General features: G+C 39.9%; 19 protein-coding genes and 1 tRNA gene. 10 read left to right on the forward strand and 10 right to left on the reverse strand.

The genetic code is table 11. The features are described from left to right. Positions 1-151 precede the first annotated feature (151 nt). Positions 152-1,180 (forward strand): LacI family DNA-binding transcriptional regulator, encoded by a 1,029-nt coding sequence (locus PIECOFPK_RS03300; protein WP_409966501.1) that lies wholly within the window; start codon positions 152-154, stop codon positions 1,178-1,180. A 53-nt stretch (positions 1,181-1,233) separates the two neighbouring features. After that, a tRNA-Arg gene (locus PIECOFPK_RS03305) sits at positions 1,234-1,308 on the forward strand. Positions 1,309-1,425: 117 nt separating this feature from the next. On the opposite strand, the gene PIECOFPK_RS03310 is transcribed toward PIECOFPK_RS03305, so the two are convergent. From PIECOFPK_RS03310 to PIECOFPK_RS03325, 4 genes are all read right to left on the reverse strand, one after another. After that, the gene (locus PIECOFPK_RS03310; RefSeq protein WP_330975602.1) at positions 1,426-2,055 is read right to left on the reverse strand and encodes an NAD(P)H-dependent oxidoreductase; all 630 of its coding nucleotides are present in this window, start codon (positions 2,053-2,055) and stop codon (positions 1,426-1,428) included. A gap of 2 nt (positions 2,056-2,057) precedes the next feature. After that, on the reverse strand, positions 2,058-2,774 hold the full coding sequence (locus PIECOFPK_RS03315) for a GNAT family N-acetyltransferase (RefSeq protein WP_330975603.1): 717 nt from the start codon (positions 2,772-2,774) through the stop codon (positions 2,058-2,060). After that, the gene (locus PIECOFPK_RS03320; RefSeq protein WP_330975604.1) at positions 2,771-3,688 is read right to left on the reverse strand and encodes a DMT family transporter; all 918 of its coding nucleotides are present in this window, start codon (positions 3,686-3,688) and stop codon (positions 2,771-2,773) included. The genes PIECOFPK_RS03315 and PIECOFPK_RS03320 overlap by 4 nt, the downstream gene beginning before the upstream one ends. Positions 3,689-3,786: 98 nt before the next feature. After that, the gene (locus PIECOFPK_RS03325) at positions 3,787-4,374 is read right to left on the reverse strand and encodes a Crp/Fnr family transcriptional regulator (protein ID WP_330975605.1); all 588 of its coding nucleotides are present in this window, start codon (positions 4,372-4,374) and stop codon (positions 3,787-3,789) included. A 230-nt stretch (positions 4,375-4,604) separates the two neighbouring features. Between PIECOFPK_RS03325 and PIECOFPK_RS03330 the strand changes: the two genes are divergently transcribed. The 8 genes from PIECOFPK_RS03330 to PIECOFPK_RS03365 all read left to right on the forward strand — a co-directional run bounded on the left by PIECOFPK_RS03330 (position 4,605) and on the right by PIECOFPK_RS03365 (position 12,718). Further along, on the forward strand, positions 4,605-4,760 hold the full coding sequence (locus tag PIECOFPK_RS03330; protein ID WP_409966502.1) for a LacI family DNA-binding transcriptional regulator: 156 nt from the start codon (positions 4,605-4,607) through the stop codon (positions 4,758-4,760). Further along, entirely contained in the window at positions 4,757-5,680 is a 924-nt protein-coding gene (locus PIECOFPK_RS03335) for a LacI family DNA-binding transcriptional regulator (RefSeq protein WP_409966503.1), read from the forward strand. The genes PIECOFPK_RS03330 and PIECOFPK_RS03335 overlap by 4 nt, the downstream gene beginning before the upstream one ends. A gap of 28 nt (positions 5,681-5,708) precedes the next feature. Further along, entirely contained in the window at positions 5,709-6,725 is a 1,017-nt protein-coding gene (locus tag PIECOFPK_RS03340; protein ID WP_330975607.1) for a substrate-binding domain-containing protein, read from the forward strand. A 3-nt stretch (positions 6,726-6,728) separates the two neighbouring features. Beyond that, complete coding sequence (locus tag PIECOFPK_RS03345) at positions 6,729-8,234, forward strand: sugar ABC transporter ATP-binding protein (protein WP_409966504.1); 1,506 nt, start codon at positions 6,729-6,731, stop codon at positions 8,232-8,234. Then, entirely contained in the window at positions 8,215-9,144 is a 930-nt protein-coding gene (locus tag PIECOFPK_RS03350) for an ABC transporter permease (RefSeq protein ID WP_409966505.1), read from the forward strand. The genes PIECOFPK_RS03345 and PIECOFPK_RS03350 overlap by 20 nt, the downstream gene beginning before the upstream one ends. 2 nt (positions 9,145-9,146) lie before the next feature. Beyond that, entirely contained in the window at positions 9,147-10,634 is a 1,488-nt protein-coding gene (locus PIECOFPK_RS03355) for a mannitol dehydrogenase family protein (protein WP_409966506.1), read from the forward strand. Positions 10,635-10,678: 44 nt separating this feature from the next. After that, on the forward strand, positions 10,679-11,563 hold the full coding sequence (locus tag PIECOFPK_RS03360) for a glycerophosphodiester phosphodiesterase family protein (RefSeq protein WP_409966507.1): 885 nt from the start codon (positions 10,679-10,681) through the stop codon (positions 11,561-11,563). Positions 11,564-11,695: 132 nt separating this feature from the next. Then, positions 11,696-12,718: a pectinesterase family protein gene (locus tag PIECOFPK_RS03365; RefSeq protein ID WP_330975612.1), complete on the forward strand. Its 1,023-nt coding sequence runs from the start codon at positions 11,696-11,698 to the stop codon at positions 12,716-12,718. A 16-nt stretch (positions 12,719-12,734) separates the two neighbouring features. Here PIECOFPK_RS03365 and PIECOFPK_RS03370 read toward each other — a convergent pair whose 3' ends face one another. The 6 genes from PIECOFPK_RS03370 to PIECOFPK_RS03395 form a co-directional block, all read right to left on the reverse strand. Next, on the reverse strand, positions 12,735-13,529 hold the full coding sequence (locus tag PIECOFPK_RS03370) for an HAD family hydrolase (RefSeq protein ID WP_330975613.1): 795 nt from the start codon (positions 13,527-13,529) through the stop codon (positions 12,735-12,737). A gap of 174 nt (positions 13,530-13,703) precedes the next feature. Then, entirely contained in the window at positions 13,704-15,740 is a 2,037-nt protein-coding gene (locus PIECOFPK_RS03375) for a M13 family metallopeptidase (RefSeq protein ID WP_409966508.1), read from the reverse strand. A 680-nt stretch (positions 15,741-16,420) separates the two neighbouring features. Then, positions 16,421-17,461 carry a UDP-glucose 4-epimerase GalE gene (gene galE, locus PIECOFPK_RS03380; protein ID WP_409966509.1) on the reverse strand — a complete coding sequence of 347 codons (1,041 nt, stop codon included), beginning with the start codon at positions 17,459-17,461 and terminating at the stop codon, positions 16,421-16,423. A gap of 161 nt (positions 17,462-17,622) precedes the next feature. Next, on the reverse strand, positions 17,623-18,825 hold the full coding sequence (locus tag PIECOFPK_RS03385) for an inorganic phosphate transporter (RefSeq protein WP_409966510.1): 1,203 nt from the start codon (positions 18,823-18,825) through the stop codon (positions 17,623-17,625). 91 nt (positions 18,826-18,916) lie between these two features. Further along, positions 18,917-19,564 carry a DUF47 domain-containing protein gene (locus tag PIECOFPK_RS03390; RefSeq protein ID WP_330975617.1) on the reverse strand — a complete coding sequence of 216 codons (648 nt, stop codon included), beginning with the start codon at positions 19,562-19,564 and terminating at the stop codon, positions 18,917-18,919. Between the two features lie 263 nt (positions 19,565-19,827). After that, the gene (locus tag PIECOFPK_RS03395) at positions 19,828-21,750 is read right to left on the reverse strand and encodes a sialate O-acetylesterase (protein WP_330975618.1); all 1,923 of its coding nucleotides are present in this window, start codon (positions 21,748-21,750) and stop codon (positions 19,828-19,830) included. Positions 21,751-21,771: the final 21 nt, after the last annotated feature.

Here is a 21,771-nt window from a genome sequence, read left to right on the forward strand (position 1 = left end):
GCAATTAGAGACGGGAGGCTGTTGTAAGAACTTTCTTACGGCAGCCTTTGTATTTGTTATGAAACGCAAAACCAAAACATCCTTGGAGAATCATATTTATATAAATGAGCAAGTATAATTGTATATCTTCGTATTATAAAGCCTGGCCAATATGAAGTTTGAAGCAGCAACCATAAAGGATATTGCCAAAGCGCTAGGACTTTCCGTATCCACCGTATCGCGTGCACTGCGCGACAGCTATGAAATCAGCGAAGCCACTAAGAAAAGGGTGCGGGATTATGCCAGGCAAATCAATTACAGGCCCAATCCGGTAGCATTAAGCCTTAAGGAAAAAAGAACATTGTCGATCGGTGTAGTGGTATCAGAAATTGCCAATACCTTCTTTAGTCAGGTCATTAACGGTATTGAGTCTATTGCTTCTAAAAAAGGCTATAATGTAATTATTTCTCAAACCAAGGAATCCTACGAAAGGGAGGAACAGATTTTGGAATATCTCACATCGAGATCCATCGATGGACTGATTATTTCCGTTTCTTCCGAAACGGAAGACTTTTCCAAATTAGAAGCATTGCACAGTAAGGGACTACCCATTGTATTTTTCGATAGGGTGGTGGATGAAATTAAAACCCATAAGGTGATTACCGATAACCTCAGTGGTGTATACGAGGCCACACGACATCTTATCCGTAATAAATACAAAAGAATTGCGGCTATAGCGAACTCCCCTACCCTATTTATTACAAAAGAACGCTTAGAAGGGTATAAAAAAGCACTGGAAGAGCATAACATGATTTACAATCCGGCTTTGGTGAAATATTGCGCTCATGGTGGCTTGGAGCCGGAGGAAGTTCGCCGGGTGCTTTCCGAGTTACTAGCAGAGAAGCAAAAGCCCGATGCGCTGGTATTATTGTCGGATAAAATCACTACTGAAACGCTGCGGATACTGAAAGAAAAAAACATACAAGTTCCCAATGAAATCGGTATTATCGGTTTCAGCAATTCTGATTATACTTCCATGATGTCTCCTTCAGTATCGATAATTAGACAGCGGGCTTTTGAGATGGGTGAAATATCGGCTACATTGCTCTTCAGCCTAGTGGAAAGCAAACGTAAGGTGACTGATTTTGAACTGGTAAGTCTGGCCCCCGAGGTTATCATACGCGAAAGCAGCCAGAAATAATCGCAAAAATTAAATGTTCGCTATATTTGCAGCCCCTCTTATACAGAGGCTTTGGCCCGGTAGTTCAATGGATAGAATAGGAGTTTCCTAAACTCTAGATACAAGTTCGATTCTTGTCCGGGCTACCAAAAATCAGAAACCGGAAAGGTGGAATAGACTTCACTTTTCCGGTTTTTTATTTTAATTTAAGCCTAAAGGGCGATCGGTTTAAGGGATAGAATAGCTCAGTAGATTGTCTATACTTTTTATACTCTTATAAAAAGCTGCTCAGCACCGATTCTTACTTTGGGAGCGTATTGGGTATCATCGGCAGGATGCCTATAACCGGTGGCAACCATAACCGTGGCAGTGAGATTTTTTTCGTGAAGCTGAAGAAATGCATCAACGTCCGGAGCATCAAACCCCTCCATTGGACAACTATCTATTCCGAGTTCGGCACAGGCCAGCATCAGATTGGAAGCTGCCAAGTAGGTTTGTTTCTCCATCCAAGACTGCAGTTCGTATTTGTCTTTTTCAGCTATTTTTTTCTTAATAAAGTCCCCATACCCTTTCACAGTGTTTAATTCAACTCTATGTGTTTTTGACATTAATTCTATATAATCGTCAACAAACTTTTCCTCGTAAGTTTTGAAACTACAGAATACAAACAGATGAGAGCATTCTTCTATTTGCTGCTGATTCCAGCAAAGGGGTTTTAGTTTTTCTTTTGTATCCTTGTCTGCGATCACAAGTAATCTGTAGAGTTGCAACCCATAGGAGGTGGGAGATAAATTCACTGCGTCTTTAAGAAGTGCTACTTCTGTTTCAGCTATTTTTCTATTTGTATCGAACTTCTTAGTAGCATACCTGCGATTTAAAAGATTTAGTACTTCCATAGTTATTTACAATTACACATTTTAAACAGTTGTTTAAATCCTAACTTAGTGTAGATACCTAATCCCATCATTGAGGACTGCAAATGCGCGGTGGTGATATTTTTATTTTTAGCATCAGCTAATACCTGGTGCATCACGTTCTCACCAATACCCTGTTTGCGATAAGTACCTAATGTTCCTAGGCAATGAATACCAATTTGACCATCCTTAATATAGGTAGCTACACAACCGACCGTGTCGGCGTTTTTAGTAATTAAATAAAAGTTTGCTTTGTCTCTAATGGCGCTAATAACTTTTTCAGGAATCAAATAATTAAAACAGTTTTTAAATACCTCGGACCAACGTTGTGCTTCTTCAAGCGTGTTCACAGGGTTCAATGATACAGTAGGTGCTATATGTTCTTCCTGATAGTCGGATAAAGACAAAGACATGCCAATTTGCAGACTTTTTAATTGCAAGCCTAATTTTTCAGACTCTAGATATTCATCTCTATCTACGGGGATCCAATGTGAAAAGGTTAGCTTCCCATTATGTTCTTGCATAAGTTTTTGAACCTCTTCCGCATGAATGGCATCGTCCGGATTGCACCAAATTCTGTTGGGCCATTCAGAATTGGATATGCTAATGATATGTAAATTTCCCGATCGGTTATAGCCCGAAAATGCCTGCGCAGCAGTTAGCCAAAGTGAAACCAGATTATCAATATTCGCTTGTTTCATAACATTGTTTTTTTAGCTTGAAACTTTAAACAAATAAATATTCCGATAAATACCAGAACCGCTCCGATAAAATGATAGGTTTTGAGAATGTCTCCCATAATAGCCACCCCAGCTACAATTCCGAAAAGCGGACTCAGATTATAAAGAATCGCCGTTTGAACAATCGATAAGTATTTAATTCCGACATTAGTAAGAAAAGAGGTCCCCAACGTAGACAAAACGCCTAAGTATAGCAAGGTGAGGATATAGGGATATTGCTCAAAACGATCTACGTCGGGATTAAAGTTTGGAAAAGCAAATGCTGATAACACATAGATTGTGACTATAGATGCTGCAGCATAGCGCATCAAATAGTACGTGATACTTAAGGTGGAAAGTTTACTGGTTGTTTTCTTTAGGAAGGTATAATATAGTACTATGGCTGCTATCGAGCTTAGGATTAAAATATAGCCCAGAAGGTTTTGGGATGCTCCTTCAAACGATTGGGCTATGATATACATCATTCCAGACAAGCAAATGGTAATACCGAAATATTGAAGTGCAGTAGTTTTTTCTTTCAAAATAAAGGTGGATGCAATAGGCGTTAGTATCGGAATAAGTGCATACATTATGGCAGTTTCCGAAGCTGTAATATACTTCATGCCTAAATTTTGAAATAGAAAGAATATTGTTGGATATAACAAGGAAAGCAAAAACAATATTGTTTTTAGCCTTGAGCTTATCTTTTCTATTATAACAACCTTAGTTATTTTTAATAGTCCAATCGCTAAAAAAGCAACGACTACCCTATCTACTAGCAGCGAATACGCTGAGGCGTACTGTAATCCGATTTTTAGTATCACAAAGGAACCTCCCATGATAAGGGTGCTCAGCAATAGAGCTCCGATGGCCCCTAGCTTTGATCTATCTAACATAGCGATGCAAAGCTATGGAGCACAAAAAGCGCAACCTTTTACATATGTTGAGAGATGTACGTAATCGGGTGGATGTTGAAGAATAAAAATATCAAGAATCACCGTTTGGCACTTCTGATGCGACTGAGCTGCGTAGGTGTAATGCCCAAATGTGAGGCAATATCCTGCAGAGGAACATATTGTTCTATCTGAGGATGCGCTGACAACAGGCGTTTATATCTGGTTGCCGCATCTTCCATAACTATCGAAACCTCTCTTTTTTCCTTATCTATCACCCAGTTTTTTTCCAAGTAATGAATATAAAACCGCTTCAGGTCATCTTTTTCAAAAACCAATTCTCTAAATTTATTGTATGGTAAGCTCAGCAAGACACAATCAGTTATACATTTCAGTGTAAACTCAGAGGGTTTGCGTGTAATAGCTGACACCATGGAGCCAACCCAGTCACCTTCTACAAAAATGTTTTTATTGTAGGTTTTTCCTTTATCGTCGGTAATATAGGCGACCATGTAACCTGAGTATAAAAAAGAAAAATAGCGTGCTACAAATCCTTGCTGTATTAGCGTTTCCTGTTTTTTTAGCTGAAACACTTTACTTATATCCAGTAACGTTTGAAGCGATTCTTTGGAAATGGGATAGAATGCATTTATTTTTTCCGTGAATTTGGATATGATGAAGTCGATCATTACCTTCTAACGTTTTTATGTATGAGCACTCGAACTCCTTTTATCTTCAAAACAGTAGAAAAATTATATTGTTTTTAAAAAAAGAAAAAAATATTCTAATTTACATTTCAGATTTAATCGATTAAACCTTTATAAAATTGCTTGCCCGAACGATGAGGATAGCTTGCATCGTCAATGAAAGTGCGTCGTGACGGCTGTGGGTACATCAATACTGCCTTAAAATCTTGCCAGTGAAGCATGTAATTCATAAAAGGGTGTCCATGAAGGATATTGCCAATGAGCTCGGCGTATCCGTAGCATTGGTATCGTATGTGCTGAATGGAAAAAGACAAACAAGATTAATGCGCGTACGGCAGCTCGCATTAAGGCCCTGGCTGCTAAAATGAATTATACACCCAATCAAATTGCCAAAAGTCTAAAGACGAATCGAACTAATACGTTGGGATTGATAGTGGCCGATATATCCAACTTGTTTTACTCTTCTATTGCCAAGTATATCGAAGAAGAAGCAAGTGCTTACGGCTATCAGGTTATTTATGGAAGCGCACATGAAAGCCGCGATCGTTTTGAGCAACTTTTAAATGTATTGTTGGCACGTCAGGTAGATGGACTCATCCTAGCTATTCCTGAAAATGCTGAAAAGAGTATTCATGAATTGACCTGTATTAATAAGCCTTTTGTGGTTATTGATCGAAAATTCAAGAATGCTCCCAAAGCACCTTCCATACTTCTCGATAATTACGATGCATCGCAGCAAATCGTAAAGCATATGGCTGCCAATGGCTATAAACGCCCAGGGTTGATAACTATCAATAGAAAGCTTTGCCATTTGAAGGAGCGTAAAGATGGATTTACTACTACTTGCAAAGAACTGCTTAAAAAGCTCCCTTTTGTATATGAGTTGCATGAAGAGAAATTGGAAGAAGAAATGCACCACATAATTCGAAGAAGTTTATACGAGGATAAAGTAGATAGTTTGTGCTTTTTTACTAATAAAATAGCAATGGCGGGTCTTTCTGAAATTGCTGCGCTTGATGTGGAGGTACCGGGAACATTAGGTGTAGTGTGTTTTGACGAAGCCGAAGCGTATAAATTGTTCAAAACTCCGGTGAGTTATTTGAAGCAGCCCATCGAAACTATGAGTAAGGCTGCAGTGAGCTATTTGATTAATCGAATAGAACATCCTAAAGAAAAGCCATCTATAACAATTAAAGAATTTAAAGGGACGTTAGTTGTAAAAGAATCATCGTCAAAACGTAGTTTATCAATTGTAAAAAGAAAGAATCAACATTTGGTGCGGTCATAATGCGCCCATCATCACAAATATGAAAGTTATGCGAATCTTTTACGGTTGTTTGCTTTGCTTGTTATTTTTTTCCTGCATTCCTGAGGACAAAAAGATGCAGGCTAAAGCAATATTAAGCGATAGTACTGGAGCGTATGTTTCTAAAAAAGATTTATCAGGAACCGTTGTAGGGTATTGTACCCCTACCCTAGATGCACCCTTCTATGTGGCTTTGGAAAAATCGGTTCGGGAAAATGTGTTGCGTTATGGCATGCAATATCTGGCTACGGATGGACAAGGAGATATCAATAAGCAGGTGCTTGCTGTGGAAGATCTTTTATCCAAAGGCATTCACGTACTTATATTGAATCCGCTAGACCCTAAAGCGCTAGTACCCATCGTGAAGCGGGCACGTGAACAAGGTGTTTTGGTATTTATACTGGATAGCTTTATTGATGAAGAAGCGCCGTACATTTCCAGTGTATATGCCAATAACCAACTCAATGGCGAGTTATTGGGTGAATGGGTAGTGAACAATATTAAACAGGCTCATTTAAACATTGCTATCATAAGCGGTAACCAAGGCAACCCCGTAGGAAGGGAAAAAAGACTAGGTTTTGTAAGAGGTATAGCCGATGCGCAATTGCACAAAAACAACAGGGTGGAATTTACCATTGTCACGCAGGGTTGGGGTGGCTGGACCAATAATGGTGGTCTTAAAGCAATGGAAGATATTTTAGTAGCACATAAGAACATCAATGTATTGTTTGCTGAAAATGATGCCATGGCCATTGGTGCACTCAAGACGATTAAAGAGATGGGCATGCAAGGTAAAATTGCTCTAGTAGGATTGGATGGTCAGAAAGAAGCATACGAGCTCATTAAAAAAGGCGAATACAGTGTTACAGCGCAAAACAGTCCGGAAATACTAGGAGAAAACATGGTAACCATTGTAGCGCGTTATCTGAATGACGAACCTGGTATTAAACAAGTCAATTACACTCGGTCGGTAATTATTGACAAAAACAATGTGGACCAATTCTATAATCCTAACTCACTGTTTTAAACGATGATTGAGTTAAAAAGTATATCCAAATCATACGGCGGTGTACGTGCATTGGACGATGTGAGCCTTTCTGTAGAGTATGGTAAAATCCATGCATTACTGGGTGAAAACGGAGCCGGCAAGTCTACTTTAATGAAAATACTTTCCGGCGCTGTTGAAAAGGACGAGGGAAGCATCTTTATCGACGGCCAAGAGTGTGTGATTGATTCGCCACGTAAAGCGCGCGATTTGGGCATCGGTATTATTTATCAAGAATTTTCACTGGTACCGGAGCTTACCGCATCTGAAAATATTTTTTTAAACCAACTGGGAAAATCTTTTTGGATCAACTGGTCCAAGTTGCATCAGCAAGCAGCAAACTTAGTTGCCGATATCGGTTTTCAAATCGATGTAACAAAAAAAGTATCACAGCTTAGCGTTGCCGAACAACAAGTTGTAGAAATAGCAAAAGCTCTTACCAATGATTTAAAGCTGATTATTTTCGATGAGCCTTCGGATGTGCTGGGTCCGCATGAAGTGGCTATTTTGTACAAAGTACTCGAGCGCTTAAAGAAGAAAAATATTGCCATTATTTATATCTCGCATCATTTGCAGGAGATTTTGCAGATATCTGACACCATCACCGTTTTAAGAGATGGTAAATCTATTGCAACGGAAGCTAATAAAGATCTTAATAACGATAAGCTCATTGCCATGATGTTAGGCAAGGAGTTGTTACACACACATAGGAAAAGAGAATTACATAGCGATAAAGTTTCGGAATTTAAAGTTACCGGTATTAAACTGCCGATGGCAAAAAATGAAGTTTCGCTTACTGCAAAATCAGGGGAAATACTAGGTATTGCGGGACTTGTAGGCTCCGGACGAACCGAGCTGCTACGCGCGATTTATGGTGCCGATGTTGCAGAAGGTAAGCGCATATATATTGATGAAAGGCTTATTGCTACTACATCTCCCAAAGTAAGTGTAGCTAGTGGTATAGGAATGGTTCCGGAAGATCGTAAAAAAGAGGGAGCTATTATCAATCAAAGTATCCGCAACAATATATCCATGACTAATTATAGAAGTATTAATAAAGGCTGGGGATTTATTGATCATAAGCGAGAGTTAGATAATGTACGCACATTGATAGATCAGTTGCAAATTAAGTGTCAATCACTCGATGCAAATATCGATTCATTGAGTGGCGGAAATCAGCAAAAAGTGATTTTGGCAAAATGGATGAATAGTGGTGCTGATATACTATTGATTGACGAGCCTACGCGCGGCGTCGATGTGGGTGCACGTGCACAGATTTATGAAATCTTGTTTGATCTTGCCAATAAAGGGAAAACGTTGATTATTGTTTCTTCTGATTTAGAAGAGCTGATGACTATTTGCGATCGTATTGTAGTAATGAAAAAAGGTGTTATTACAGGAGAGGTGCAGCGCAGAGATTTTTCCGAAGAAACCTTACTCAGATTAGCTATAGAAGAAAAAACTTATGTAAATGAAAGCCGAAAAAATTAGTCGTAGTTTTTCTCAGTACAACACCCTCATCATTTTTATAGTGATGCTGGTAATATCGGGATTTATTACCGATAACTTTTTTACTGCCAATAATATTTCCAATCTGCTCCGCCAGTCGGCGCCTATAGGTTTGGTGAGTTTGGGTATGCTACTGGTGATACTTACCGGCGGCATTGATCTTTCGGTAGGCTCAGTGGTAGCTATGATTGGTGTGACTTTTTCTTTACTGAGTTATGAGGTGTACTATCCATATGCCTTTTTACTTTCGATATTGATAGGACTTGTTGTAGGTAGTATTTCCGGATTTCTGGTTGCCTATCGGCGCATAGCACCATTTATCGTAACGCTGGCCATGATGTCGATGGTAAGAGGTGCTGGATATTTATTGTCAAAAGGTGCACCAATTAGTGTGGGACCTTATTCTCAAAAAATTCTGGTGTTAGGAACAGGAACCCTTTTAGGCATTCCTGTTTCTGCATTGATACTGTTTAGTATTTTTATAATGCTGCATGTATTGCTGAAATATAACATTTTCGGAAGAATTGTGCTGGCCATTGGTTCCAATGAAGAAGCGGTGCGTTTATCAGGAATTAATGTAAAAAGAACCAAGTTTGCCGTGTATGTAATTTGTGCTGGAATTACTGCACTGGCTGGTTTGCTGATGGTTGGTCGTACCGGAGTGGGAACAGCCAATATCGGTGTAGGATTGGAACTAGATGCTATAGCTGCCGTAGTGATTGGAGGGGCATCATTGGCGGGAGGAAAAGGTTCGGTGGTGAATACGTTATTGGGTGTATTTATATTAAGCATGATCGGCAACGTGATGAACCTTTTAGACATCACTTCTTATTTGCAGCAAATCATTAAAGGAATTATCATTATTGCTGCTGTAGTGTTTCAACGTAACTAAGAATGGCCATGGTATTAAATTATCACAATGCTCGTTTAAAAGGATTGCTGCCTATTGGCTTTTCGAAAAATGCTAAGCCTCCATATCCTATATTGCATTTTGGCGTTGGTGGTTTTCATCGTTCGCATCAAGCTTGGGCATTACAACAATTGTTGAATAAGCATCCTGCCAAGTTCAGCAATTGGGGTATAACGGGCGTAAATGTGATGCCGCAGGATTTAGCGTTTGTGAAAGCATTGCGGGCACAGGATGGTTTGTATTTTGTACAACGGTATGCTCCCGAGGGAACGCAAACAACCGAACTTATTACAACGATTAAGGAGATATTGCATGTTGCGGAAGATTACGATACGATTTTACAACGTATTGCATCGCCTGAAACAAAAATCATCAGCTTTACTATTACGGAGGGGGGGTATAATGTGGATCTTTCTCAAAATCGTTTTATATGGGAAACCTCCACAGTGCAGGAAGATTTAAAAAAGCAAGGAATACCTAAAACCGTATTCCGCATATTGGCAGAAGGATTAAAGCTTCGAAAAGAGGCATGTGACGAAGGAATTGTATTACTGTCTTGTGACAATGTACAGCACAACGGAGATGTGTTGCGTTTGGCATTGCTGGAATTTTTACATCGCTATGATTCTTCGATGATAGATTGGGTGCAGCAAAAAGCCGCCTTTATTAAAACCATGGTGGATCGTATCACGCCGGTTACTACACCACAACAGAAAAATGATTTGCTTCAACAAGTCGATATTCAGGATAACTGTTTAGTAGTTTGTGAAGACTTCTTTCAGTGGGTAATAGAAGAGCATCCGGCTCTTGCAGATTTTCCGTTACAGGAAATGGGTGCTACGCTGGTGGATGATGTAGCGCCTTTTGAAGAAATGAAACTGCGCTTGCTCAACGGTGGACATTCGTTGACTGGATTGTTGGGAGATGCATTAGGTTATGATCGCATACATACTGCTATAAAGGATACCGGTATTCATTCGGTATACATGCATTATTGTAATAAAGAAGTGATTCCTACTTTGTCGTTTATTAATGGAGTGCATTATAACGACTATGTGGAGCAGTTGGTGGCGCGCTTTGGCAATCCCATGATTAATGATAGTACTGCTCGAATTATTTCGGGCTCTACCGACAAGCTTCCCAAGTTTGTGTTGCCGGTGATATGGGATCAGTTACGTCAGAATTCTCCTCAAATACGAATAGGTGTATTCATTCTTGCTGCATGGTATTATTACTTAGACCGAGAGTTTAAGAAAAATCAAATGCGTGAAGTGCAAGATCAGCATCGTGATTTGTTAATGCAATTATTTAGTGAACCGGGATGGGAAGCATCCATGTTTATGGACCGCGTGCCTATGTTGCATTCGATTAAGGATGCCCCAATAGTTCGGGAATTATTCTTGCAGTATGTAAATGATTTTTTAAGTCGCGAGGCACGTGCCGTTATTCATCAGCTCTTACAACAAGTGTAACCTTAATTTATTTTAGTAAACATTAAAGCCTAAAACCGATCGATATGAAGCAAAGTATAGAAAAGATTCTTCTTGTATGCAGCATACTGTTGTTCTTTGTTATTGAGGTGTGCGCGCAAAAGAAACTACATACCATTCGTGTAAGAAATATGTCAGAGCTGCAGCAGTTTTTTCATTATGAAGATGGGAAGCCTGTAATTATATCCGGACACCGCGGAGGTATGCTTCCGGGTTATCCCGAAAATAGTATAGAAGCAATGGAAAAAACACTGAGCTTACTTCCTTCTTTTTTTGAAATAGATCCGCGTTTAACAAAAGATAGTGTGATGATTCTTATGCATGATGAGGATCTAAAACGCACTACAAATATGAAGGGTAAAGTAAGCGAACTGACTTATGAACAAATCTCCAAAGCACGCCTAAAAGATCGCCAAGGTAACTTCACCGATTTTAAAGTTCCCACATTAAAAGAGGTGCTGGATTGGGGAAAAGACAAAACTATCTTCAATCTAGATAATAAAAAAATTCCTTGGTCCATGTATGTGGATTTGTTAAAAAGTGGTGATTATCCCAATATCGTATTGAGCGTGCGCTCCATGGAAGAAGCGCTATATTATTATGAGCGGCTGGATAATGTGATGTTTTGTGTTGCTATAAAAAGCGACGCCGACTTGAAGGCCTTTCAGGCCACAGGAATTCCTTATAACCGTATTATAGCTTATGTGGGAGATGCTGTTTCTGACAAAACAAGAGAGCTCTGCGATTTTCTACATCGTAAAGGAGTGATGTGCTTTTATTCTTTTCCGCCGACATTTGATAAACTTAAAACCGATGAAGAGCGGATTAGAGCTTATTGCGCGGAGCTGATTAAACGACCAGATATCATCGAAACGGATTATCCGGCGTTATTTGCAGGCTTGCAGCAATAATTACGGATGCATCTTATAAATATGAGTAGAAATTGCATTGGGTTGTATTTTTTATTTATTTTGAAGCGCGCATAACCCCATTCGGTAATAAAATACACATATTGCTGTTGTAATGAAATATTTGAAATGTTTATGAAAAAATTGTTGTTGTGCTTTATTGTAATACTAGCCTGTTTAAGAGTGCATGCACAAACAGCCAATCCGGGTCAATACAAATACACTTTTACTGTTGCTAAAGACGGAAGCGGCGATTTTAAATATATTCAAGATGCTATTGATGCCATGCGAGGTTATCCACTTGCTCCCATTACGTTGTACATTAAAAACGGTGTGTATGTGGAGAAAATTGTATTGCCGCCTAATAATACAGATGTAATTTTTATTGGCGAGAATGTAGACAGTACCATCATTACTTTTGATGATTATAGTGGGCGTGGACGTATTACGACGTTCACATCGTTTACTGCTAAAATTTCCGGCAACAGATTTTATGCGCAAAACATCACATTTGCCAATACTGCAGGTCCTGTAGGACAAGCTGTAGCGTTGTATGTAGATGCGGATAAAGCTGTATTTAAGAACTGTAAGTTTTTGGGAAATCAAGATACCGTGCTAACTGCCGGAGAAACTTCACGCCAACTTTTTGAGGATTGTTATATAGAAGGTACAACCGATTTTATCTTTGGACCGGCAACTGCGGTTTTCAAGAACTGCGTGATAAAGGCAAAAGCCAATTCATACATTACCGCAGCTAGTACAACACAAGGCAAAAAGTTTGGTTATGTGTTCATGGATTGCGATATACAAGTAGCGGAAGGTGTTAAGAAAGTATATCTAGGTCGTCCATGGAGGGCATATGCCAAAACTGTTTTCATTCGTTGTAAGCTGCCTGCACAAATTGCTCCCGAAGGATGGCACAATTGGAGCAATCCCGAAAATGAAAAAACTGCTTTTTATGCGGAGTATAAAAACACCGGACCAGGAGCTGATACAAAACATCGAGTGCCTTGGTCGAAGCAGCTTACTGATAAAGAAGCAGCGGCATATACTTTGGAAAATATTTTCGCATCCATGTATCCTGATTTACCTGGAGAAAAAGATTGGTTTAAACAAACTTCCCTCAGGCCATTTGTTTGGAATGGAAAAGCTAAGTGATAATTATGGTGTATGATCAACTTTCAATATTTAGAAGCTGTTTGATGGTATGAATGACGCCATAATGATTATTATCTAGTTCGGTGGTATATTTTGCAGCTTCTAATATTTTGGGGTGCGCATTTTTCATGGCATATCCAAAACCTGCTTCTTTGATCATGTCTAAATCGTTCAAATAATCACCGAATACAAGAGTCTCCTCGGGAAGGATGTTAAGTTTTTTCTGGATAGCTTTAATAGCATTGCCTTTACTAGCTGTAGGACTGGTGATATCTAACCATATATGTCCGGCAATAGCGATTTTATAATCTTTCTCAAACTGTTTATAAAATGGGTAACTGTTAGTTTCGGAGCCTTTCAAATCGCAAAGGGAAATTTTAAGAATAACATCTTCGACCTTTGTTAAATCTTCCACTACTTTAAACTCCTGATAATATTGTAAAGCCTGATCGGCAAAATCTTGATTTTGATCTTCTATATACGCCAGATGTTTACTACATAAAACCGGATACACATCCTGAAGTGGGCGTGATAGATCGATAAACTTTTTGATTGATGCAAAATCCAGCGGATCGGTGAGTAGTTCTTCGTTATTGTGCACGACATAGCTACCGTTGTCACAAACGAAATAAATTTTGTCTTTTATTCTTTGGAAAATGCTAGCGATGTTATGAAAAGGGCGGCCGCTTGCGATGGCTAGGGTAATATTCTTTTCAAATAGTTTATCTGCTATGGTCCAGAAATCCGGAGGCAGTTGTTTGGAATCGGTAAGCAAGGAGCCGTCTAAATCTATCGCAATAAGTTTGATCATGATCTTTTTTGTTTAATCGCTGTATCCGCTCTTCAGTTTAAGTTTTTAGAAAGTTTTTCGTTTGCGGCAAATATAAAGAAGTGATAGTCCATTGGCAAAGATCTTTGTGAGTAAGTAAAATACAAAGCCGGGAGGATATCCCGGCTTTGTATTCGGTTATCGAAGTAAAAATATTTACCAAATTCTTATTCGGTCTTCCGGTTTCTTATACAGTTTATCACCTTCTTTTACATTAAAGGCTTCATACCATGCATCCATATTTACGATGGGACCAATGGTGCGATATTGAGCCGGAGCATGCGGATCGGTAACGATTTGTTGTGCTGCGGCTTCGGGCCGAATATTGGTGCGCCATACTTGAGCCCAGGACAGGAAAAACCTTTGATCGGGGGTAAAACCATCTATTTTTTCATTGCTCTGTCCCTGTTTGGTCATTTTAAATGCTTCATACGCTACATTCAATCCTCCCAGGTCTCCGATGTTTTCGCCCAGTGTGAACTTTCCGTTTACATGCAATGTATCCAAAACAGTATAGCTATCGAATTGTTTGGCTAATGCATCTGCTTTTGCTTCAAATTTTTTACGATCTTCCTCTGTCCACCAATTACGCAAGGTGCCATCGGCATCATATTTACTACCGTTATCATCAAAGCCGTGAGACATTTCGTGGCCAATTACAGCACCGATTCCTCCATAGTTAATGGCATCGTCGGCATTGGGGTCGAAGAATGGGAACTGTAGAATACCTGCAGGGAACACAATTTCATTGAGGGTTGCACTGTAATACGCGTTCACGGTAGGAGGTGTCATGCCCCAACGTTCTCTATCGACAGGTTTTCCTAAACGGCTTACCATATCGTTGTATCTCCAGGCATCACCGTTTCTTATGTTTTTAAAGAAGCTCTGGCGGCTGATTTCAAATCCGTCATAGTTCTGCCATTTATCCGGATAAGCAATTTTCGGACGGAATGCAGCGAGCTTTGCCAAAGCTTTTTGTTTGGTAGAGTCGCTCATCCAGTCAAGGCGTTGGATGCGGATGGCGAACGCCTTTCGGAGGTTTTCTACCAATTCTTCCATTCTTTTCTTAGCCTCAGGCTTAAAGTATTCTTTCACATATAATTGTCCTAAAAGCTCTCCAATATATCCATCGGTAAGGGATGATATGCGCTGCCAGCGTGGCGTTTGCACTTTTTGTCCGGTAATTACCTGATTGTACGCAAAGGCAGCGTTTACAAATGGTGAGCTTAAATAGTTAGCAGCACCGCGCAATACACCCCATTGTAGATATACTTTCCAATCGCTTATAGGCGTTACGTTCAATAATGAGTCGGCAGTAACAAAAAAGCGTGGATTGTTTACTAGAATACTGTCTTGTCCTTCAGCTTTCAGTTCATGGAGTGTTTGTCTCCAGTTGATATGAGGAGTGGTTTTGCTGAAATCTTCCACAGCAAATTTGTTGTAGGTAAGATAGGCATCACGCATTTGCACACGGCTGTAATGCGCTTCGGCCAAGCTTTTTTCTATGCGGAAAATAATATTGGCATTATTCTCGGCCTGCACTTCGTCAGCTCCCACTAATTTAAACAGCGTGATAATGTATTTTCTGTAGGCATTTCTTATATCCTGAGAGCGTTTGTCATCCTTGAGATAATAATCCTTATCAGAAAGGCCGATACCTCCTTGTGAGAGTTGAGGTATCATTTTTTCAACATTTTTTCTATCCTGTCCTACGTAGAATCCGTAAAGAGGAGAGGCAATGCCGTGGGTTCGCTGATAGTTGATTTCTTTCAATACATCTTCCAGACTATTGATAGCTGTAATGCGCTGTAGATCGGGTTGAATGGGTGTATAGCCTGCCTTTTCTATGGCGATGCTATCCATCCCTGCAGCATAAAAGTCTCCTACACGGCGGGTAACCGAGCCCGGAGGAGCATTCTTATCAGCAGCAGCTTTTTCAAGAATGTTTTTTACTGCATTGATATTAAAATCTCTCAATTGAAGAAAACTACCCCAACGAGTTTCTTTGGGTGGGACAGGATTATTTTTTAACCAAGTGCCATTGGCATAAGTGAAGAAATCATCTCCTGGTTTTACGTTTTCATCCATATTGGCACGGTCTAAAAATCCGTTTTGCCCCAATTGTGCATGGGTTAGGGCGCATACTAGACTACATGCGGTAAATACGATTGCCTGTATAAAATATTTTCTCATGTGATGCGTTTTAAAAATTCGGATATGAAAGTAATAAAAGTTTTAAGCAGATTAGAGATTAACACTATTTTATTGCGTTGCCTCAAGTGAGAGGTCGCTTATGCACACCAATATCTGCATAACCTGTGCGTAGCTGTGCATAACCTGCTATAAGGGTGTGCAAAAATATGTTTACAAGCAGTGTGTATTAAAATGGCCAAAAATTTGGAAACCGGGCTTTTCAAGTAGTAATTTCATAATACACTGCGGAAGTAGCGGGTAAACATTAAATGAGTTACTCAGGTTCGGAGGCAGTGTCATACAACAGATTCTTTGACAAAGTGTACCGTTAGAAACCAGTCAGTAATGAAGCAATGGCAATAAGCTACTGCTATCGCTGTACAGGTTGGTACATGGCAAGCAAATGTATGAAGTTGTATGTGCTGAGGTAATGCAGGGCAAAATGCCTACTGATTCAGAAACTTTAATCTCTGCAGTAAAACCAGGGATAGTTTTTGAAGCAGGCCACCCTGACAAAGCCTAAGCATTTTAGCGGATGCTTTGCCAATTGTCAGGCAGACAATCAGCATTCTATAGAAACTGAGAAGCTGCCCGCAGACAAAGTTGAAGCTATTAAAAGCATCGGGTTTAGCTACAGAGTGAGCAATCGTTTTGTAGTTTCAAACACGATGCTTTTTCTTTTATGATTCATTGGCTGATTCCTGCGCTTTAAGTTTTTGTTCCCACAGCCAGGCAGTACGCATCATATCGTCTATACCATATTGGATTTTCCAGCCCAAGCTTTTTACGGCGTGATCATTGTTGGCATAAATAGCTACTACGTCACCGGGACGTCTGGGGCCTATTTCATAATTCAATTGCAGTCCGCTTACACGTTCAAAGGCCTGAATGGCTTCTAGCACGGTAACGCCATTGCCGGTACCAAGATTGAATATCTCGTAATTGGAGGTATTCTTATTGTTTTCCAAAAACTGCAGTGCAAGGGTATGTGCATGTGCGATATCGCTTACATGAATGAAATCGCGAATACAGCTGCCATCTCGTGTATCGTAATCCGAACCGTAAACCACTAGTTTAGGAAGTTTGCCGATAGCTGTTTGAGTAATGGCCGGGAATAGATTTTGCGGACGTCCGATGGGCAGCTCTCCAATTTCAATAGAAGGATGGGCGCCTACAGGATTAAAATAGCGAAGGGAGATAATTTTTGTATCTGTAAATACTCTTGAGAAATCTTTCAGTATCTGCTCACCCATTTGTTTGGTAGCACCATAGGGGCTTTCTGCAGGTTTAGTGGGTGTTTTTTCTGTTACCGGAATAGAATCCGGGTTGCCATAAACGGTGCATGAAGATGAAAATACGAAGTAGGGTATTTTAAAATCGCGCACGCATTTCAATACATTAATCAAAGAGTTCAAATTGTTTTCGTAGTACATAATCGGTCTTTCTACCGATTCGCCTACAGCTTTATAAGCCGCAAAATGAATAATGCCGATGATGTCTTCATTTTCTTGAAATACGGCATGGGTATCGTCAAAATCACAAAGATCTACCCGATAGTTTTTTACATTTTTTCCGGTTATTTTTTCAATGCCCTTCAGTACATCAGGGTTAGATTTACTATTGTTATCGATAGAAATAACCTCGTATCCGCTTTGAATTAAATCAACTATGGTGTGCGAGCCTATATATCCGCAACCACCGGTAACCAATATTTTAGCCATAAGAGTGTCAGTCGTGTTAAAGTTAAAAATATGAAGCAGCCGTATGGCTAGCAATTTTTTTCAGGGAAAATAAAATATTAACAATGTATACTCCCTCCTTCCCTGTTTTCTCTAATGGACAAAGGTGAGCGTTTTTTATGTAAAAATCAACGGTAAGATGTTTAAGATACCAGTTTTACGATAAAGTAAACGATTCCGGCTAAAATAGCACTAATAGGGATGGTGAGAATCCAAGCCCAAAGCAGGTTGATAGTTACCCCCCAACGTACTGCAGACAGGCGTTTGGTGGCGCCTACTCCCATAATCGAGCCGGTTATGGTATGAGTAGTACTTACAGGAATACGTAACTCTTCTGTAACAAAAAGTGTTAATGCTCCTGCAGTTTCGGCGGCCACACCTTCAAAAGGAGTAACTTTTGTAATCTTTGTTCCCATGGTTTTTACGATCTTCCAGCCGCCGCTCATTGTACCTAGTGCAATGGCTGTATAACAGGCCAACGGTACCCAAAAAACCATGTGGTCGATGCTGTAATTATCAGGATCATAAGCCACTAATGCCGCCATAATAATTCCCATCACCTTCTGTGCATCGTTACCGCCGTGGCCAATGCTGAATATAGCTGAAGAAACCAATTGCAGACGCTTGAACCAAATGGTAGCTCTGTGTGCATTAAGGCTGCTCAAGAAGAGCGAAAATGCAGCCATAATAATAATGATAAGGCCAAATAGCAGAAACTTAAAGTTAGTGGAATAGAATATAACTTTTGCGAGGTAAGAGTCGTAGTGGGTAGCAAGCTTAGCCGGATCAGTTTCCAGAGTGAGGGCCCAAAAAGTCAGTACTCCAATAATAATGGCAATGGAAAGCAACTTCATAGCCCATCCTTTTCTAAAAGAGTTGATAAACCAGATGGATAAGATGAATGCCATGATAAATCCGATAAGTGGTGCCATGAAAATAAAGGAGGCAATCTTCAATACCACGGCCGAGTTTACCGAAGCTACTGTTTGTGAGTGTGCAATAGCAGCACCCGCAAAACCCCCAATGAGTGTATGCGATGATGAAGAAGGAATGCCTCTCCACCAGGTAAAAATATTCCATGAAATAGCTGCTACCAGACCGGCAAAAATCACATTAAGAGTAATATAGTTCTCCTTTACGGTTTTGGCAATGGTATTAGCCACACCGTGGTCTTTAAAAACAAAATATGCTGCAAAGTTGAAAAGAGCGGCCCATAAAACAGCTTGAAAAGGAGTGAGAACCTTGGTAGAAACTATTGTAGCGATTGAATTGGCTGCGTCGTGAAAGCCGTTAATATAATCGAAGATAAGAGCCAGGGCTATGATAACTACGAGATAGGTGAACATAATTTAATAGTTGGTGATAGATCGTTCTATGGTTCTTGGATGCAGCGGGATTATCTCTCCGGCATTATAAATGAAAATTAATGAACCCTAACTATGCATATTTGATAATAATCGATTCAATTACATTACCTGCGTCTTCACATTTATCTGTTACCAATTCCATTACCTGGTAGATATCTCTTCTTTTAATAAGTTCTTTTGCATCAATATCACTATTGAATAGTTTTTCGATGCTCATATCGAAAACATCATCGCCCTGATTTTCGATGCTGTTGATTTTGACCAGCGCTTCGGTGATGTTTCTGACCTTTTTCATATCTCGAAGCTCGGCCACTGCGGTTTTAACGTGTTCGGTACCCTGCTCTATAAGTTCTGCCATTTTCTGAAACCCGGTTTCATTGGGATTTACACGGTAAAAGTTGATTTTTTTAGCAGCTGAGTAGGTATAATCCACTATATCATCGAGGGCTGCGGCCAGATAGTGTATATCTTCTCTGTCAAAGGGGGTAATAAAATTGCGTCCTAGCTCAGTAAATATATTGTGGGTATACTCATCACTGTCGTGTTCTACATCACTGATGTTTTGAACCAAGGTGCTTCTTTTATCGAAGTCGGGCTCATATACCACCTGTTTTAAGATTTTTCCGGAAAGAGCAACGTTTTCGGCAATTTTTTCAAACAGTTCGTAGAAGACTGTGCTGGCGGGAGTAAAAATTTTAAGTATTGAGTTCAGACTCATAAAATTGTATGTTTATTCAATGGCAAAAATATCCTGATAAGAACTTGTATACTCTAAAGTTAAAGGAATTAATAATTCCTTAATATTAGAATTTGAAGAAATATTGATAAATCCTTGATACTTACCGAAAAAATATGCGGAAAGGCACTTTTTTTAGATTAAAAACTGAGCTATGCAGCTGATACAAAAGTAAAAAGGCGCTTTCTTAAGAAGCGCCCATCATACAGGGAAAGTGAAAAGTTATGACTGCATATGAAATATAGTTAATTATCTGTTCTGAATGGAGAGGCCGGAAGTCCTTCTTTGTTAATCAAATTAGGATTTACCGGATTATCAGCCCATGCATAACGTACATACTTTGGCGATTTTACCTCATCGCTCGAAACAATCACTTTATCACCTTCGATAACGGCTTTTGCCCATACAAATTTTTTGTCTTCACCTGCAATGGCAAATTCTTCCAATGGTTCACCATCACTGGTAGTAAGACCACTTCCTGTATTGGTAAAGCTGATGATGATTTTATCGCCTGATATTTCAGCAGATTGATAAATAGGGCCACTATACACGATATTCTCTCCATATGTGATCTTTCGTGCAGCCAATGCTAATCTTTCGCCTACTTCTTTTTTTCTGTCGGGATGAATATCGTTCCATTCTCCCAAATCAATGGCCACGGCCATTCCTGTATTAGGAACGGATAGAGATTTGGCTTGTGCTTCTCTGAATTTAGCCCAACCGCTCTCCACTGGTAAATAATCGTAATCCATAAATCCGGGAAGTTGTACGAATAAGAACGGTAATGATTCGTTACCCCAATGGCGGCGCCAATCTTTGATCATTGCAGGTTGCAATAAGGCGTACTCATCGGGTTTGCCTGTATTACTTTCTCCTTGATACCAAAGGAAGCCTTTAAGCGTATAATTAACTGCGGGTGCTAGCATTGCATTAAATAAAGCTGTGGGTTGGTTTTGGAATGCAATACCACGCGGACCACCTCCAAAACCTCGCATGGGGCGGTTTACTCTACCCACTTTATATTGCCAGTATCCTGTAAGATTTACGGTATCTTTTTCAGTAGCGATGTAATAGGGCTTGTCGGGAACAAAACCTCCTTTTCCTGCATTGTTAGTAACACGCACCACAATGATGTTTTTACCGGGTTTTAAAACATTTTCGGGAATAGGATAACGACGTTGCGGATACATGTAGGTGGTGTTTCCGACTTTTGTACCATTAATGTATACTTCATCCGCATCTACTATGCGTCCTAAAAATATTTTAGCCGGAACACCCGCCATGGAGGCCGGAATGTCTACTTCTCTGCGATACCACACTACACCATCTAAATTGCGTACTCCCTGATCTTCCCAATAACCCGGAATGGCAATGGTGCGCCATCCTTTTGGTTGATATTCGGGGGCATACCATTTTTGTTCAAGTCCTTTGTCTTCAGGTTGTCTCATCATTGCAAATTGCGGAGGACCACCTCTGAAGCTATTGATATAACTGGTATCTTTATTTTTCTCAATTGTTTTGATTATTTCGGGAAATTCTTTAAATCCTTCTTCACTCATCCAAGCCTCGATGGGGGTCCCACCCCAAGTAGCGTTAATAATGCCGATGGGAATGTGATAGCGATCGTACAAGGCTTTTGCAAAAAAGTAAGCTACCGCTGAAAACTCTCTTACATCAGAAGGATTAGCCCATTTCCAGGCACCGGAAGGATAATCCTCCTGAGGAGCATTTAAATTAGTAACATTGGGAACTTTGAACTGTCGGATTTCCGGATAGTTTGCTGTTGCCACTTCGCGTGCGTATAGCACTTCGTGTAAACGCACCTGGTGTTCCATATTAGATTGCCCACAAGCCAACCATACATCACCTATAAGAATATGGTTGAGTGTGATTTTATTTTTTCCGCTTAACGTCATGGTATAAGGACCTCCGGCAGGTTGCGGTTGTAATTGCACTTTCCATTTGCCATCGCCACCTGCTTTGGTAGTGTATTTTTTCCCTTTAAAGTTTACCGTAACCTTTTCGCCGGGCGATGCCCATCCCCAGATGTTTACTTTCGCATTGCGTTGTAATATCATGCTATCGCGCACGAGTTGCGGTAATTTTATTTGGCTATGCGCTGTCAGTATTGAAAATATGCTTATGCCAAGTAGTGCAAACTTTTTCATTGGACCATTTTTAAAAGTCGT

This window comes from Chitinophagaceae bacterium C216, assembly GCA_028485475.2.
Taxonomy (GTDB): Bacteria; Bacteroidota; Bacteroidia; order Chitinophagales; family Chitinophagaceae; genus Niabella; species Niabella composti.

Excerpts from the sequence above, each read along its gene's own strand:
- PIECOFPK_RS03300 (WP_409966501.1), top strand. The coding sequence starts at position 152 with ATGAAGTTTGAAGCAGCAACCATAAAGGATATTGCCAAAGCGCTAGGA.
- PIECOFPK_RS03310 (WP_330975602.1), bottom strand. The coding sequence starts at position 2,055 with ATGGAAGTACTAAATCTTTTAAATCGCAGGTATGCTACTAAGAAGTTC.
- PIECOFPK_RS03315 (WP_330975603.1), bottom strand. The coding sequence starts at position 2,774 with ATGAAACAAGCGAATATTGATAATCTGGTTTCACTTTGGCTAACTGCT.
- PIECOFPK_RS03320 (WP_330975604.1), bottom strand. The coding sequence starts at position 3,688 with ATGTTAGATAGATCAAAGCTAGGGGCCATCGGAGCTCTATTGCTGAGC.
- PIECOFPK_RS03325 (WP_330975605.1), bottom strand. The coding sequence starts at position 4,374 with ATGATCGACTTCATCATATCCAAATTCACGGAAAAAATAAATGCATTC.
- PIECOFPK_RS03335 (WP_409966503.1), top strand. The coding sequence starts at position 4,757 with ATGAATTATACACCCAATCAAATTGCCAAAAGTCTAAAGACGAATCGA.
- PIECOFPK_RS03340 (WP_330975607.1), top strand. The coding sequence starts at position 5,709 with ATGCGAATCTTTTACGGTTGTTTGCTTTGCTTGTTATTTTTTTCCTGC.
- PIECOFPK_RS03345 (WP_409966504.1), top strand. The coding sequence starts at position 6,729 with ATGATTGAGTTAAAAAGTATATCCAAATCATACGGCGGTGTACGTGCA.
- PIECOFPK_RS03350 (WP_409966505.1), top strand. The coding sequence starts at position 8,215 with ATGAAAGCCGAAAAAATTAGTCGTAGTTTTTCTCAGTACAACACCCTC.
- PIECOFPK_RS03355 (WP_409966506.1), top strand. The coding sequence starts at position 9,147 with ATGGCCATGGTATTAAATTATCACAATGCTCGTTTAAAAGGATTGCTG.
- PIECOFPK_RS03360 (WP_409966507.1), top strand. The coding sequence starts at position 10,679 with ATGAAGCAAAGTATAGAAAAGATTCTTCTTGTATGCAGCATACTGTTG.
- PIECOFPK_RS03365 (WP_330975612.1), top strand. The coding sequence starts at position 11,696 with ATGAAAAAATTGTTGTTGTGCTTTATTGTAATACTAGCCTGTTTAAGA.
- PIECOFPK_RS03370 (WP_330975613.1), bottom strand. The coding sequence starts at position 13,529 with ATGATCAAACTTATTGCGATAGATTTAGACGGCTCCTTGCTTACCGAT.
- PIECOFPK_RS03375 (WP_409966508.1), bottom strand. The coding sequence starts at position 15,740 with ATGAGAAAATATTTTATACAGGCAATCGTATTTACCGCATGTAGTCTA.
- galE (WP_409966509.1), bottom strand. The coding sequence starts at position 17,461 with ATGGCTAAAATATTGGTTACCGGTGGTTGCGGATATATAGGCTCGCAC.
- PIECOFPK_RS03385 (WP_409966510.1), bottom strand. The coding sequence starts at position 18,825 with ATGTTCACCTATCTCGTAGTTATCATAGCCCTGGCTCTTATCTTCGAT.
- PIECOFPK_RS03390 (WP_330975617.1), bottom strand. The coding sequence starts at position 19,564 with ATGAGTCTGAACTCAATACTTAAAATTTTTACTCCCGCCAGCACAGTC.
- PIECOFPK_RS03395 (WP_330975618.1), bottom strand. The coding sequence starts at position 21,750 with ATGAAAAAGTTTGCACTACTTGGCATAAGCATATTTTCAATACTGACA.